The organism is Micromonospora sp. WMMD882 (genome assembly GCF_027497255.1).
Taxonomy (GTDB): Bacteria; Actinomycetota; Actinomycetes; order Mycobacteriales; family Micromonosporaceae; genus Micromonospora.
Genome location: NZ_CP114903.1, coordinates 6,093,070 through 6,106,841, shown reverse-complemented (window position 1 = coordinate 6,106,841; position 13,772 = coordinate 6,093,070). Strand labels below are relative to the sequence as shown.

The 13,772-nt window shown below is 65.2% G+C and carries 7 protein-coding genes and 3 rRNA genes; 2 read left to right on the top strand and 8 right to left on the bottom strand.

Translation table 11 applies throughout. The annotated features are described in order from the left end of the window. Positions 1-130 precede the first annotated feature (130 nt). On the bottom strand, positions 131-2,749 hold the full coding sequence (locus O7606_RS26410; RefSeq protein ID WP_281596691.1) for a valine--tRNA ligase: 2,619 nt from the start codon (positions 2,747-2,749) through the stop codon (positions 131-133). 70 nt (positions 2,750-2,819) lie between these two features. Here O7606_RS26410 and O7606_RS26405 point away from each other — a divergent pair, with 70 nt between their 5' ends. Beyond that, a complete protein-coding gene (locus O7606_RS26405) occupies positions 2,820-3,506 on the top strand; it encodes a hypothetical protein (RefSeq protein ID WP_281596690.1) in 687 nt (228 codons plus the stop codon). 326 nt (positions 3,507-3,832) lie between these two features. On the opposite strand, the gene rrf is transcribed toward O7606_RS26405, so the two are convergent. The 3 genes from rrf to O7606_RS26390 form a co-directional block, all read right to left on the bottom strand. Further along, positions 3,833-3,949: ribosomal RNA gene (rrf, locus tag O7606_RS26400) — 5S ribosomal RNA — on the bottom strand. Between the two features lie 79 nt (positions 3,950-4,028). Continuing rightward, a 23S ribosomal RNA gene (locus tag O7606_RS26395) occupies positions 4,029-7,136 on the bottom strand. 353 nt (positions 7,137-7,489) lie between these two features. Then, positions 7,490-9,004 (bottom strand): 16S ribosomal RNA (locus O7606_RS26390). Together the 16S, 23S and 5S rRNA genes form the textbook arrangement of a ribosomal RNA operon. Positions 9,005-9,650: 646 nt before the next feature. Between O7606_RS26390 and O7606_RS26385 the strand changes: the two genes are divergently transcribed. Continuing rightward, a complete protein-coding gene (locus tag O7606_RS26385; protein WP_281596689.1) occupies positions 9,651-9,881 on the top strand; it encodes a hypothetical protein in 231 nt (76 codons plus the stop codon). 50 nt (positions 9,882-9,931) lie between these two features. On the opposite strand, the gene O7606_RS26380 is transcribed toward O7606_RS26385, so the two are convergent. From O7606_RS26380 to O7606_RS26365, 4 genes are all read right to left on the bottom strand, one after another. After that, positions 9,932-10,729 (bottom strand): carbon-nitrogen hydrolase family protein, encoded by a 798-nt coding sequence (locus O7606_RS26380; protein WP_281596688.1) that lies wholly within the window; start codon positions 10,727-10,729, stop codon positions 9,932-9,934. Between the two features lie 78 nt (positions 10,730-10,807). Continuing rightward, positions 10,808-12,106, bottom strand: coding sequence for an ATP-dependent Clp protease ATP-binding subunit ClpX (clpX, locus tag O7606_RS26375; RefSeq protein WP_281596687.1), 1,299 nt, complete (start codon positions 12,104-12,106; stop codon positions 10,808-10,810). Between the two features lie 211 nt (positions 12,107-12,317). Continuing rightward, positions 12,318-12,980 (bottom strand): ATP-dependent Clp protease proteolytic subunit, encoded by a 663-nt coding sequence (locus O7606_RS26370; protein WP_281596686.1) that lies wholly within the window; start codon positions 12,978-12,980, stop codon positions 12,318-12,320. A gap of 14 nt (positions 12,981-12,994) precedes the next feature. Continuing rightward, a complete protein-coding gene (locus O7606_RS26365) occupies positions 12,995-13,636 on the bottom strand; it encodes an ATP-dependent Clp protease proteolytic subunit (RefSeq protein WP_281596685.1) in 642 nt (213 codons plus the stop codon). Positions 13,637-13,772: the final 136 nt, after the last annotated feature.

The following is a 13,772-nucleotide window of genomic DNA, read 5'->3' as shown; positions in this document are numbered from 1 at the left end:
CGGGTGAAGCCGCGGCCGGCGAGTTCCGCCTCGACGGCCGCGAACCCCGTCCGGTCGGCATGCTGGGCGCGCCCCGGCCCGGCCGTGGGGTCCGGGGACCCGGCACGGTCGGCGCGACGATTGCGGTCGGTCACGAGGGCAGCGCCTCCAACGCGGCGTCGATCCGCACGAGATCGGCCTCGGCCGCCGCCAGCCGATCCCGGATCTTGTTGACCACCGGCTCGGGGGCCTTGCCGACGAAGGCCGGGTTGTCGAGCTTCGCCCGGGCCTGCGTGACCTCCTTCTCGGCGGCGGCGCGGTCCTTGGTGAGCCGGGCCCGTTCGGCGGCCACGTCGATCGACCCCCGGGTGTCCAACGCCACGCTCACCTCGCCGGGCATGGCCAGGGTGGCGCTGGCCTGGAAGTCGTCCCCGGCCACGTCGAGCCGGGCCAGCGAGCGGATCAGCCGCTCGTGCGCGGCGACGCCCGCCCCGGCCAGCCCGGCCAGCCGCGCGGCGACCCGCTGGGTCGGCCGCAGCCCCTGGTCGGAACGGAACCGGCGGATCTCGGTCACCACCCGCTGGACGGTGCCGACCTCGCCTTCCGCGGCGTCGTCGACGAACGTACGGTCGGCGACCGGCCAGGCCGCCGTCATGATCGTCTCGCCGCCGGTCAGCGCGATCCATAGCTCCTCGGTGACGAACGGGATCACCGGGTGCAGCAGCCGCAGCAACTGGTCGAGCACGTGACCCAGCACCCGCCGGCTCACCTCGGCCGCCGGGCCGCCCTCGGCGAGCACCGGCTTGCTCAGCTCCACGTACCAGTCGCACACGTCGTCCCAGGCGAAGTGGTACAGCAGGTCACAGACCTTCGCGAACTCGTACGCCTCGAACTGCGCGTCCACCTCGGCGGTGACGTGCGCCAGCCGGGACAGCACCCACCGGTCGACCGTCGACAGGTCTGCCGTGGCCGGCAGCGGCCCGTCGGTGTGCGCGCCGTTGAGCAGCGCGAACCGGGTGGCGTTCCACAGCTTGTTGCAGAAGTTCCGGGAGCCCTGGCACCAGTCCTCGCTGACCGGCACGTCCCCGCCCGGGTTCGCGCCCCGGGCCAGGGTGAACCGGGTGGCGTCGGCGCCGTACCTGTCGATCCAGTCCAGCGGGTCGACCACGTTGCCGAACGACTTGGACATCTTCTTGCCGTGCTGGTCCCGGACCATGCCGTGCAGGGCCACCACCTCGAACGGCGGCCGGCCGTCCATCGCGTACAGCCCAAACATCATCATCCGGGCGACCCAGAAGAAGAGGATGTCGTACCCGGTGACCAGCACGCTGGTCGGGTAGAACTTCGCCAGCTCCGGGGTCCGCTCCGGCCAGCCCAGCGTGGAGAACGGCCACAGCCCGCTGGAGAACCAGGTGTCCAGGACGTCCTCGTCCTGCCGCCAGCCCGCGCCGGTGGGCGGTTCCTCGTCCGGGCCGACACAGACGATCTCGTCGTCCGGGCCGTACCAGACCGGGATGCGGTGCCCCCACCAGAGCTGGCGGGAGATGCACCAGTCGTGCATGTTGTCGACCCAGGCGAAGTACCGCTTCGACAGCTCCGCCGGCTCGATCCGCACCCGGCCGTCGCGCACCGCGTCACCGGCCGCCTTCGCCAGCGGCGTGGTGTTCACGAACCACTGCAACGACAGCCGGGGCTCCACCGTCGTACGGCACCGCGAGCAGTGCCCGACCGCGTGCACGTACGGGCGTTTCTCCGCGACGATCCGACCCTGCTCGCGGAGCGCGGCGACGATCGCCGGCCGGGCCTCGAACCGGTCCAACCCCTGGAACGGCCCGTGCGCGGTGATCACCCCGCGCTCGTCCATGATCGTCAGGGCCGGCAGGCCGTGCCGCTGGCCGATCTCGAAGTCGTTCGGGTCGTGCGCCGGGGTCACCTTGACCATGCCGGTGCCGAAGGACGGGTCGACGTGCTCGTCCCCGACGATCGGGATCCGCCGGCCGGTCAGCGGCAGCTCCACCTCGGTGCCGATCAGGTGCCGGTACCGCTCGTCGTCGGGGTGCACCGCCACGGCGGTGTCGCCGAGCATCGTCTCGGCCCGGGTGGTGGCCACCACCACGTCGTCGCTGTACCGGATGGAGACCAGCTCGCCGTCGTCGTCGGTGTGCTCCACCTCGATGTCCGACAGGGCGGTCAGGCAGCGAGGGCACCAGTTGATGATCCGGTTCGCCCGGTAGATCAGGCCGTCGTCGTACAGCTTCTTGAAGATCGTCTGTACGGCCCGGGACAGCCCCTCGTCCATGGTGAAGCGCTCACGCTCCCAGTCGACCGAGTCACCGAGCCGGCGCATCTGGCCGAGGATCGCCCCGCCCGACTCGGCCTTCCACTGCCAGACCCGCTCGACGAACTTCTCCCGCCCGAGGTCGTGGCGGGAGAGCCCCTGGCCGGCGAGCTGCCGCTCCACCACGTTCTGGGTGGCGATTCCGGCGTGGTCCATGCCCGGCAGCCAGAGCGCCTCGAAGCCCTGCATCCGCTTGCGGCGCACCAGCGAGTCCTGCACGGTGTGGTCGAGGGCGTGCCCCATGTGCAGGGAGCCGGTGACGTTCGGCGGCGGGATGACGATGGTGAACGGGGGTTTGTCGCTCTGCGCCGACGCCCGGAAGTGGCCGCCGGCCACCCACTGCTCGTACCGCCGCTGCTCTACCTCGCCCGGCTGGTACTGGGCGGGCAGTTCGGGCGCGTCGGGGCGGCGGGCATCCAGTCTCTCGGTCACCCGGGAAAGTCTACGGAGCGCTTCCGCGGACCCGACGTGCGCCACCTGGTGTTCGCGTACGGTGGCGGTCATGTCCGACGCGTACCTGTCCGAGCGGCCGTCCGGCGGGGGCCCGGCGCCGATCGACCTCACCCTCGAACCGATCCGGCTCACCCACCCCGAGCGGGACGGCGACGAGCCCGCCGCCCGCCGCCCCCGGTCCCGACGCTGGCGGGTCGCCATGGCCGCCGGGTTGGCCGTGGGGCTGGCCGGGGCTGCCGTCGTCGGCGTCTTCGGGTGGCGGGTGGCCCAGCAGAAGGACACCGTGCTCACCGTCCGGTCCGAGGCCGCCGGTCTCCGCGAGGACGACAGCGAACGGGCCCGCAGCACCGCCGACTACCTGCGCAGCGGCTTCGCCGCCAGCATCCAGTTGGACCGCAGCTTCGGCGTGGTCTACCAGGATCCGTCGGACGAACGACGGTCGGTGCTCGTGTTCGGCGGGGCCACGCTGCTCTGGCAGCCGGAACGGGAACTCGACACCCTCTTCGGCACGATGACCGACGAGACCGGCGCGGTGGACGAGCTGCACGAGGTGCCGGCCGGTCGGCTCGGCGGGGTGATGAAGTGCGGCACCACCCGCGGTGAGGGGGGCGACTTCGCGGTGTGCGGCTGGGCCGACCACGGCAGCGTCGTGATGGGCATGTTTCCCGGCCGCCCGGTGTCCGACTCCGCCGAGCTGTTCCGGCGGATCCGCGAGGAGATCCAGACCCGTCCCTGACGCCACCACCCGGCGTCCCGACGTCACCACCAGCCGAACCGCCTGACGCACCGCACCACCCTGACGCCACCATCCGGCCCGGTCTGACGCCACCACCCGCCGGTCTGGTGGCGGCTGTCTCCCGGCCGGCTCGGTCCGGGCGCTCCCGGCGGCTGACCGCGCTGCTGCGCACCCCGGGTACGCGCGGCCGCCGCACGAGCCCGACCCGGAGGAGACCGGGCTCCCCCGGCTCTCCGCCGGCGCGGCTCACCGGCGAGTCGTGGCGTGGAGTACCCGGGAAACGCAACGAGGGTCACCCCAGCTGGGGTGACCCTCGTTGAAAGATTGTCCGGCGGTGTCCTACTCTCCCACACCCTCCCGAGTGCAGTACCATCGGCGCTGGAGGGCTTAGCTTCCGGGTTCGGAATGTAACCGGGCGTTTCCCCTCCGCCATGACCGCCGTAACACTATCGACTTATCAAACACACACGAGCGTGGTGTTCGTTTGTCGTGAGTTGCACAGTGGACGCGAGCAGAATCTTTGTAGTCAAGTCCTCGGCCTATTAGTACCGGTCGACTGAACCCGTTACCGAGCTTACATCTCCGGCCTATCAACCCAGTCGTCTAGCTGGGGGCCTTACCCCTGTCACCAGGGTGGGATACCTCATCTTGAAGCGAGCTTCCCGCTTAGATGCTTTCAGCGGTTATCCCTTCCGAACGTAGCCAACCAGCCGTGCCCCTGGCGGGACAACTGGCACACCAGAGGTTCGTCCGTCCCGGTCCTCTCGTACTAGGGACAGCCCTTCTCAAGTATCCTACGCGCACGGCGGATAGGGACCGAACTGTCTCACGACGTTCTAAACCCAGCTCGCGTACCGCTTTAATGGGCGAACAGCCCAACCCTTGGGACCTGCTACAGCCCCAGGATGCGACGAGCCGACATCGAGGTGCCAAACCATCCCGTCGATATGGACTCTTGGGGAAGATCAGCCTGTTATCCCCGGGGTACCTTTTATCCGTTGAGCGACACCGCTTCCACACGCAAGTGCCGGATCACTAGTCCCGACTTTCGTCCCTGCTCGACCTGTCAGTCTCACAGTCAAGCTCCCTTGTGCACTTGCACTCAACACCTGATTGCCAACCAGGCTGAGGGAACCTTTGGGCGCCTCCGTTACCCTTTAGGAGGCAACCGCCCCAGTTAAACTACCCACCAGACACTGTCCCTGAACCGGATAACGGTCCGAAGTTAGATACCCAAATCAACCAGAGTGGTATTTCAAGATTGCCTCCACCCATACTGGCGTATGGACTTCACCGGCTCCCACCTATCCTACACAAGCTAATTCGGATACCAATGTCAAGCTATAGTAAAGGTCCCGGGGTCTTTCCGTCCTGCCGCGCGTAACGAGCATCTTTACTCGTACTGCAATTTCGCCGGGCCTGTGGTTGAGACAGTGGGGAAGTCGTTACGCCATTCGTGCAGGTCGGAACTTACCCGACAAGGAATTTCGCTACCTTAGGATGGTTATAGTTACCACCGCCGTTTACTGGCGCTTAAGTTCTCCGCTTCGCCCCGAAGAGCTAACAGGTCCCCTTAACGTTCCAGCACCGGGCAGGCGTCAGTCCATATACATCGAATTACTTCTTCGCATGGACCTGTGTTTTTAGTAAACAGTCGCTTCCCCCTGCTCTCTGCGGCCATACAACGCTCCACCCGCGCGGGGCTTCACGTCTCCGGCCCCCCTTCTCCCTAAGTTACGGGGGCAATTTGCCGAGTTCCTTAACCACAGTTCACCCGATCGCCTCGGTATTCTCTACCTGACCACCTGTGTCGGTTTGGGGTACGGGCCGCTCGGAACTCGCTAGAGGCTTTTCTCGGCAGCATAGGATCACTGACTTCACCTGAATCGGCTCGGCATCACGTCTCAGCCCTGTGCGCCACGGATTTGCCTATGGCACGGCCTACACGCTTACCCCGGCACAACCACCGGCCGGGCTCAGCTACCTTCCTGCGTCACCCCATCGCTTGACTACTACCCGCCAGGTTCCCACGCTCACCACACATGATCCGAAGACCACCTGCAGCTCGGATGGTTAGCACAACGAGGTTCATCACGGGCGCTCCTTCGCGGGTACGGGAATATCAACCCGTTGTCCATCGACTACGCCTCTCGGCCTCGCCTTAGGTCCCGACTCACCCAGGGCGGATTAGCCTGGCCCTGGAACCCTTGGTCATCCGGCGGAAGGGTTTCTCACCCTTCATTCGCTACTCATGCCTGCATTCTCACTCGTGCCGCGTCCACGACTAGGTCACCCCGTCGCTTCACCCCCGGCACGACGCTCCCCTACCCATCCACACACCTGCACGGCACATCAAGGCGCCGCGAAGTACCATGTGAATGCCACAGCTTCGGCGGTGTGCTTGAGCCCCGCTACATTGTCGGCGCGGAACCACTTGACCAGTGAGCTATTACGCACTCTTTAAAGGGTGGCTGCTTCTAAGCCAACCTCCTGGTTGTCTATGCGACCCCACATCCTTTTCCACTTAGCACACGCTTAGGGGCCTTAGCTGGTGATCTGGGCTGTTTCCCTCTCGACTACGAAGCTTATCCCCCGCAGTCTCACTGCCGCGCTCTCACTTACCGGCATTCGGAGTTTGGCTGATTTCGGTAAGCTTGTGGGCCCCCTAGACCATCCAGTGCTCTACCTCCGGCAAGAAACACACGACGCTGCACCTAAATGCATTTCGGGGAGAACCAGCTATCACGGAGTTTGATTGGCCTTTCACCCCTAACCACAGGTCATCCCCCAACTTTTCAACGTTGGTGGGTTCGGCCCTCCACACGGTCTTACCCGCGCTTCAGCCTGCCCATGGCTAGATCACTCCGCTTCGGGTCTAGAGCATGCGACTAAAACGCCCTATTCAGACTCGCTTTCGCTACGGCTCCCCCACACGGGTTAACCTCGCCACATGCCACTAACTCGCAGGCTCATTCTTCAAAAGGCACGCCGTCACCCCGCAAGGCTCCGACGGATTGTAGGCGAACGGTTTCAGGTACTATTTCACTCCCCTCCCGGGGTACTTTTCACCATTCCCTCACGGTACTCGTCCGCTATCGGTCACCAGGAAGTATTCAGGCTTACCAGGTGGTCCTGGCAGATTCACGGCAGATTTCAGGAGTCCGCCGCTACTCGGGAACACCCACAGAAGGTCAGCAACTTTCACCTACCGGACTATCACCGTCTACGGTCAGCCTTCCCAGACTGTTCGACTAGCCACTGACTTTGTAACTTCTCCAACACGTGTCAGCATGTTGAGCAGGGTCCCACAACCCCGACCACGCAACCCCTGACAGGTATCACACGCAACCGGTTTAGCCTAAATCCGCTTTCGCTCGCCACTACTCACGGAATCACTAAATTGTTTTCTCTTCCTACGGGTACTGAGATGTTTCACTTCCCCGCGTTCCCCCCATACACCCTATGTGTTCAGGTGCAGGTGACATCACATGACTGATGCCAGGTTTCCCCATTCGGACACCCTGGGATCACAGCTTGGTTGACAGCTCCCCCAGGCCTATCGCGGCCTCCCACGTCCTTCATCGGCTCCTGGTGCCAAGGCATCCACCGTTCGCCCTTGACAACTTGACCACAAAGATGCTCGCGTCCACTGTGCAATTCTCAACAAACGACCAACCCACAACCCACAGTCTCCCACCAGACCCGACAACCGCCGACGGTATGAGAAACCAGGCCATGCCTGGCAGTCACATCCAGAAGAAACCCACCACACAGGGTTGTTCCTTCAGGACCCAACAGGGTGCCCTACATTCCCACCAAGCCGCACCATCAACCCGTTCCCACCACCCCACAAGGCAGCTGTACTAGAATCTCAGGCCGTTGCCCAGCAAAAACTCACCAGTGTCTCCGCCATTCGAGCACCCCGACCCAACATTCGCAGGCCGCGGGCCCCATACCAGCTTTCGCCGGATGGTGCTCCTTAGAAAGGAGGTGATCCAGCCGCACCTTCCGGTACGGCTACCTTGTTACGACTTCGTCCCAATCGCCAGCCCCACCTTCGACGGCTCCCTCCACAAGGGTTGGGCCACCGGCTTCGGGTGTTGCCGACTTTCGTGACGTGACGGGCGGTGTGTACAAGGCCCGGGAACGTATTCACCGCAGCGTTGCTGATCTGCGATTACTAGCGACTCCGACTTCACGGGGTCGAGTTGCAGACCCCGATCCGAACTGAGACCGGCTTTTTGGGATTCGCTCCACCTCACGGTATCGCAGCCCATTGTACCGGCCATTGTAGCATGCGTGAAGCCCTGGACATAAGGGGCATGATGACTTGACGTCATCCCCACCTTCCTCCGAGTTGACCCCGGCAGTCTTCGATGAGTCCCCGCCATAACGCGCTGGCAACATCGAACGAGGGTTGCGCTCGTTGCGGGACTTAACCCAACATCTCACGACACGAGCTGACGACAGCCATGCACCACCTGTGACCGCCCCCGAAGGACCCCCCATCTCTGGAGGTTTTGCGGCCATGTCAAACCCAGGTAAGGTTCTTCGCGTTGCATCGAATTAATCCGCATGCTCCGCCGCTTGTGCGGGCCCCCGTCAATTCCTTTGAGTTTTAGCCTTGCGGCCGTACTCCCCAGGCGGGGCGCTTAATGCGTTAGCTGCGGCACAGGAAACCGGAGAGGCCCCCCACACCTAGCGCCCAACGTTTACAGCGTGGACTACCAGGGTATCTAATCCTGTTCGCTCCCCACGCTTTCGCTCCTCAGCGTCAGTATCGGCCCAGAGACCCGCCTTCGCCACCGGTGTTCCTCCTGATATCTGCGCATTTCACCGCTACACCAGGAATTCCAGTCTCCCCTACCGAACTCTAGCCTGCCCGTATCGACTGCAGGCCCGCAGTTGAGCCGCGGGTTTTCACAGTCGACGCGACAAGCCGCCTACGAGCTCTTTACGCCCAATAAATCCGGACAACGCTCGCACCCTACGTCTTACCGCGGCTGCTGGCACGTAGTTGGCCGGTGCTTCTTCTGCAGGTACCGTCACTTGCGCTTCGTCCCTGCTGAAAGAGGTTTACAACCCGAAGGCCGTCATCCCTCACGCGGCGTCGCTGCATCAGGCTTCCGCCCATTGTGCAATATTCCCCACTGCTGCCTCCCGTAGGAGTCTGGGCCGTGTCTCAGTCCCAGTGTGGCCGGTCGCCCTCTCAGGCCGGCTACCCGTCGTCGCCTTGGTAGGCCATCACCCCACCAACAAGCTGATAGGCCGCGAGCCCATCCCAAGCCGAAAAACTTTCCACCAACAATCATGCGACCGAAGGTCATATTCGGTATTAGCCCCCGTTTCCGAGGGTTATCCCAAAGCCTGGGGCAGGTTGCTCACGTGTTACTCACCCGTTCGCCGCTCGAGTACCCCGAAGGGCCTTTCCGCTCGACTTGCATGTGTTAAGCACGCCGCCAGCGTTCGTCCTGAGCCAGGATCAAACTCTCCAACAAAAACCTGTCGAAAAATCCATCCCGGCAACAAAAAGTGTTGCCAAAGGAATCCCCACCAACACAAACCACAAAGGTCTGCGCCAGCACGGGGTAAACTAATTGGCACTGGCTTATCAAGCACCCTGTTGAGTTCTCAAAGAACAACCACACACCATCAGCAACCCCCACCACCGTGGAGACCCATCCGGGGCAACCGCTCGAACCTACCTTACCGGCACCTCGGCGTCAACTCTCTCAGCGAGATCATTTCCGCTTGGTTGCCGGGCCCACGTCGACGCACACCGCAATCGGTGGTCGTTTCCGTCGTGGGTTCCCGCAGACCGGCCGATCGCCGCTCTGCGGCGCTCCGCCCGGCTCCTGCCGGCTTCGGTACTTTACCCGGTCGGCTTCGCGATTGCAACCCCATCTTTCGGGGAACTTCGCACCGCCCGGCCAGCTCCGCTTGGCGTCTCCGCCGCGAACCTGATGCCCGCTTCGGCCGGTTTGCCCCGGCCTCCCGCTTGCAGAGAGAAAGTTACGCGTCTGGCCTCCGAGACGCAAATCGACGTTCATCACTGTTTTTCACGCCTGTTCCGGTCGGCCGCCGGGTTGCTTCGCTCCGATGGAGTACCGACACGGGGTGGTCCCACGTGCCAGAGTGTCTGACATGGCTGACCTACCACGGTCCCCGGCGACAGTGCTCGCCGAAGACGCGCTCCTGGGCCTCCTCCTGCCGTTCTGGCAGGTGGTGATCGGGCTCTTCGTGCTCTTCGCGCTGGTGGCCTCGGTGCGGATGCTGGCCCGTCGAGGTCCGTCCCGGATGACCACGGCGCTGCTGGTCACGGCCGCCGCCATCGCCGGCCTGGCCGTCATCGGCGTACTGCTCCAGCAACCCTGAACCCTGCCGCGGTCACTGCCGACGCCGGCCCGAACGGTCCGACCGACCGTTCAGAGCCGACGGTTCGCCAGACTCGGCAACTCGGCCCGGATCGTCCGGAGCCGCTCCAGGTCGAGGTCGGTTACGGTGAGGCCGCTGCCGTCCGGAAGCTGGTTGAGGACCGTCCCCCAAGGGTCGACCACCATGCTGCGCCCGAAACAGGTACGGCCCGGATCGTGGTCGCCGGTCTGCCCGGCCGCCGCCACGAAACACTGGTTCTCGATGGCGCGGGCGCGCAGCAGCACCTCCCAGTGGTCCCGACCGGTGTGCAGCATGAACGCCGCCGGCACCACGAGCAGCTCGGCGCCGCCCTCGGTCGCCAACCGTCGGTACAGCTCGGGAAAGCGCAGGTCGTAACAGATGGAGAGGCCGACCCGAAGGCCCTCGACCGAGAGCACCACCGGCTCGGCGCCCGGCGCCACCGCGGCGGACTCCAGATACGAGACCCGCCCCGGAATCTCCACGTCGTACAGATGGATCTTGCGGTAGGTGGCGGCGAGCGCGCCGGACCGGTCGAACACCAGTGAGGTGTTGTAGGTGCGCCGCTCGTCCGGCCCACGCTCGTGGAAGGACCCGGCGATCACCCACATGCCCAGCCGACGGGCGAGCTCGGCGAAGAAGCTGCCGAACTCGCCGTCGACCGGCTCCGGGGCGGGCACGCCGCTGGCCGGGCCGAGATAGTCGACGTACTCCGGCAGTAGCGCGAGATCGGCCCCGGCCTCGGCGGCGCGTACCAGCAGGCGTTCGGCAGCCGCCAGGTTCGCGGCCCGGTCCGCCCGGGAGTTCAGTTGACACACGGCGACGCGCATACGCACCACCCTAGGGTCGTCGCTGGGGCTCGCGCTGGCCCGCGAATCCGGATGAGCCCACGAAGGGGCCCACGGCGCTCAGGCGGACTTCTCCTCGCGGTCCCGTCGGGCCGCCCGCCGGCCGGTGAACTCGCGGGGCACGATCGTCGGGTTGACGTTCTCCAGGACCACCTCGCGGGTGATCAGGACCCGGGCGGCGTCAGGGTTGCTCGGCACCTCGTACATCACGGAGAGCAGGACCTCCTCCATGATGGCGCGCAACCCACGGGCCCCGGTGCCACGCAGCATGGCCTGGTCGGCGATGGCCTCCAGCGCCGGCTCCTCGAACTCCAGCTCGACACCGTCCAGCTCGAAGAGGCGTTGGTACTGCCGGACCAGGGCGTTACGCGGCTCGGTGAGAATCTGGACCAGAGCCTGCCGGTCGAGGCTGCGGACGTTGGTGATGACGGGCAGCCGGCCGATGAACTCGGGGATCAGACCGAACTTGAGCATGTCCTCCGGCATGACCTGACCGAAGATGTCGTCGGTCGACCGCTCGGAGACGGCACGCAGCCGGGCCCCGAAGCCGGTGCCACCCTGGCCGGTGCGCGCCTCGATGATCTGATCGAGGCCGGCGAACGCGCCACCACAGATGAACAGCACGTTGGTGGTGTCGATCTGGATGAACTCCTGGTGCGGGTGCTTCCGGCCGCCCTGCGGCGGGACGTTGGCGACCGTGCCCTCCAGGATCTTCAGCAGGGCCTGCTGGACGCCCTCACCGGAGACGTCCCGGGTGATCGACGGATTCTCCGACTTACGGGCGATCTTGTCGACCTCGTCGATGTAGATGATGCCCGTCTCGGCCCGCTTGATGTCGTAGTCCGCGGCCTGGATCAGCTTGAGGAGGATGTTCTCGACGTCCTCGCCGACGTAGCCGGCCTCGGTCAGCGCCGTGGCGTCGGCGATCGCGAAGGGGACGTTCAGCATCCGGGCCAGGGTCTGGGCCAGGTGCGTCTTGCCGCAACCGGTCGGCCCGATGAGCAGGATGTTGGACTTGGCCAGCTCGACCGCGTCGCTGCCGGAGCCCGGCGCGCCGGCCGCCTCGGCCTGGATCCGCTTGTAGTGGTTGTAGACCGCGACCGCGAGCGCCTTCTTGGCCTGGTCCTGCCCCACCACGTAGTTGTCGAGGAACTGGCAGATCTCCATCGGCTTGGGAAGCTCTTCCCACTTCACCTCGCCGGACTCGGCCAGCTCCTCCTCGATGATCTCGTTACAGAGATCGATGCACTCGTCGCAGATGTAGACCCCGGGGCCCGCGATGAGTTTCTTGACCTGCTTCTGCGACTTGCCGCAGAAGGAGCACTTGAGTAGGTCGCCGCCGTCACCGATCCGTGCCACCTACGTTCTCCCTGCACTCATCGGCCGGTGCGCCGGCCCTGGCTTGAGGACGCTGATCCCCGTGTCCTTCACTGCACCCCCGCCGGTCCGACCCGGTGGAGCGGTACGGACCCGACGTTACCCGCTGGCGGAGGTTTCTCCGACCCCCAATGCGGGGCGTGTCAGCGGCCGGCCGGGAACAGACCCCGGACCGGCCGCTGACCGGCGCGTGTCAACTGGCGGCGTTGGCGGCCAGCAGACCCTTCTTCCGGCTGGTGAGGATGGTGTCGACCACGCCGTACTCGCGGGCCTCCTCGGCCGTCAGGATCTTGTCTCGGTCGATGTCCTTGCGGACCTTCTCGACCGGCTGGTTGCAGTGCTTCGAGTACATCTCCTCGAGCTGCGTACGCATCCGCATGATCTCGCGGGCCTGGATCTCGATGTCCGAGCCCTGACCGTAGCCGCCCTCGGTGGCCGGCTGGTGCATGATGATCCGCGAGTTCGGCAGCGCCATCCGCTTGCCCGGCGTACCGGCCGCGAGCAGCACCGAGGCGGCGCTGGCGGCCTGCCCGAGACACACGGTCTGGATGTCCGGCCGGACGTACTGCATGGTGTCGTAGATCGCCGTCATGGCGGTGAACGAGCCACCGGGCGAGTTGATGTACATGATGATGTCGCGGTCCGGGTCGGTGCCCTCGAGGGTCAGCAACTGCGCCATCACGTCGTTCGCCGACGCATCGTCCACCTGGACGCCGAGGAAGATGATCCGGTCCTCGAAGAGCTTGTTGTACGGGTTGGACTCCTTCACCCCGTACGACGTGCGCTCGACGAACGACGGCAGGACGTAGCGGTTGTGCACCGGCGCGAACTGCGGCGGCAGGCTCAGGTCGGTCATCGTCAGCTCCTCGATCAGCTCAGGGTCCCGGCGCCTTCCGGAACCTGGGCGGCTCCGGTGATCACCTTGTCGATGAAGCCGTAGTCCATGGCCTCCTTGGCGGTGAACCAGCGGTCCCGGTCCGAGTCCGCCTCGATCTGGGCCTGGCTCTGGCCGGTGTGGTGCGCCACGCGCTCCTGGAACATGCGCTTGGTGTAGAGCATCTGCTCGGCCTGGATGGCGATGTCGGACGCGGTGCCGCCCATGCCGCCGGACGGCTGGTGCATCATGATCCGCGCGTGCGGCAGGGCGTACCGCTTGCCCTTCGTGCCGGCGCAGAGCAGGAGCTGACCCATGGAGGCCGCCATGCCCATCGCCACCGTGGACACGTCGTTGTCGATGTACTGCATGGTGTCGTAGATCGCCATGCCGGAGTAGACCGAGCCACCCGGCGAGTTGATCCAGAGGAAGATGTCCCGGTCCGGGTCCTCCGCCGCGAGCAGCAGGAGCTGCGCGCAGATGCGGTTGGCCACCTGGTCGTTCACCTCACTGCCCAGGAAGATGATGCGCTCCTTGAGCAACCGGTTGTAGACCGAGTCGTCGAGGTTGCCAATGGTGTCGCCACCTCGGGCGTCGAGCGCCCGGAGCGGCTTCGCTGGGATGTGCATGTCGGTCATGGCAGCCCTTCGCTCTCCGTACCGTCGTACCCGACACTAACCGCTGCGTCGGGCGGCAGAGTCCCGGTCGGGGCACTGTTCGCTATCAGCGCAGCCCCTCGGACCCGTACCCGGAAAAGGGTTTCGGCCGCCGAAC

Excerpts from the sequence above, each read along its gene's own strand:
- O7606_RS26405 (WP_281596690.1), top strand. The coding sequence starts at position 2,820 with ATGTCCGACGCGTACCTGTCCGAGCGGCCGTCCGGCGGGGGCCCGGCG.
- O7606_RS26385 (WP_281596689.1), top strand. The coding sequence starts at position 9,651 with ATGGCTGACCTACCACGGTCCCCGGCGACAGTGCTCGCCGAAGACGCG.
- O7606_RS26380 (WP_281596688.1), bottom strand. The coding sequence starts at position 10,729 with ATGCGCGTCGCCGTGTGTCAACTGAACTCCCGGGCGGACCGGGCCGCG.
- O7606_RS26370 (WP_281596686.1), bottom strand. The coding sequence starts at position 12,980 with ATGACCGACCTGAGCCTGCCGCCGCAGTTCGCGCCGGTGCACAACCGC.
- O7606_RS26365 (WP_281596685.1), bottom strand. The coding sequence starts at position 13,636 with ATGACCGACATGCACATCCCAGCGAAGCCGCTCCGGGCGCTCGACGCC.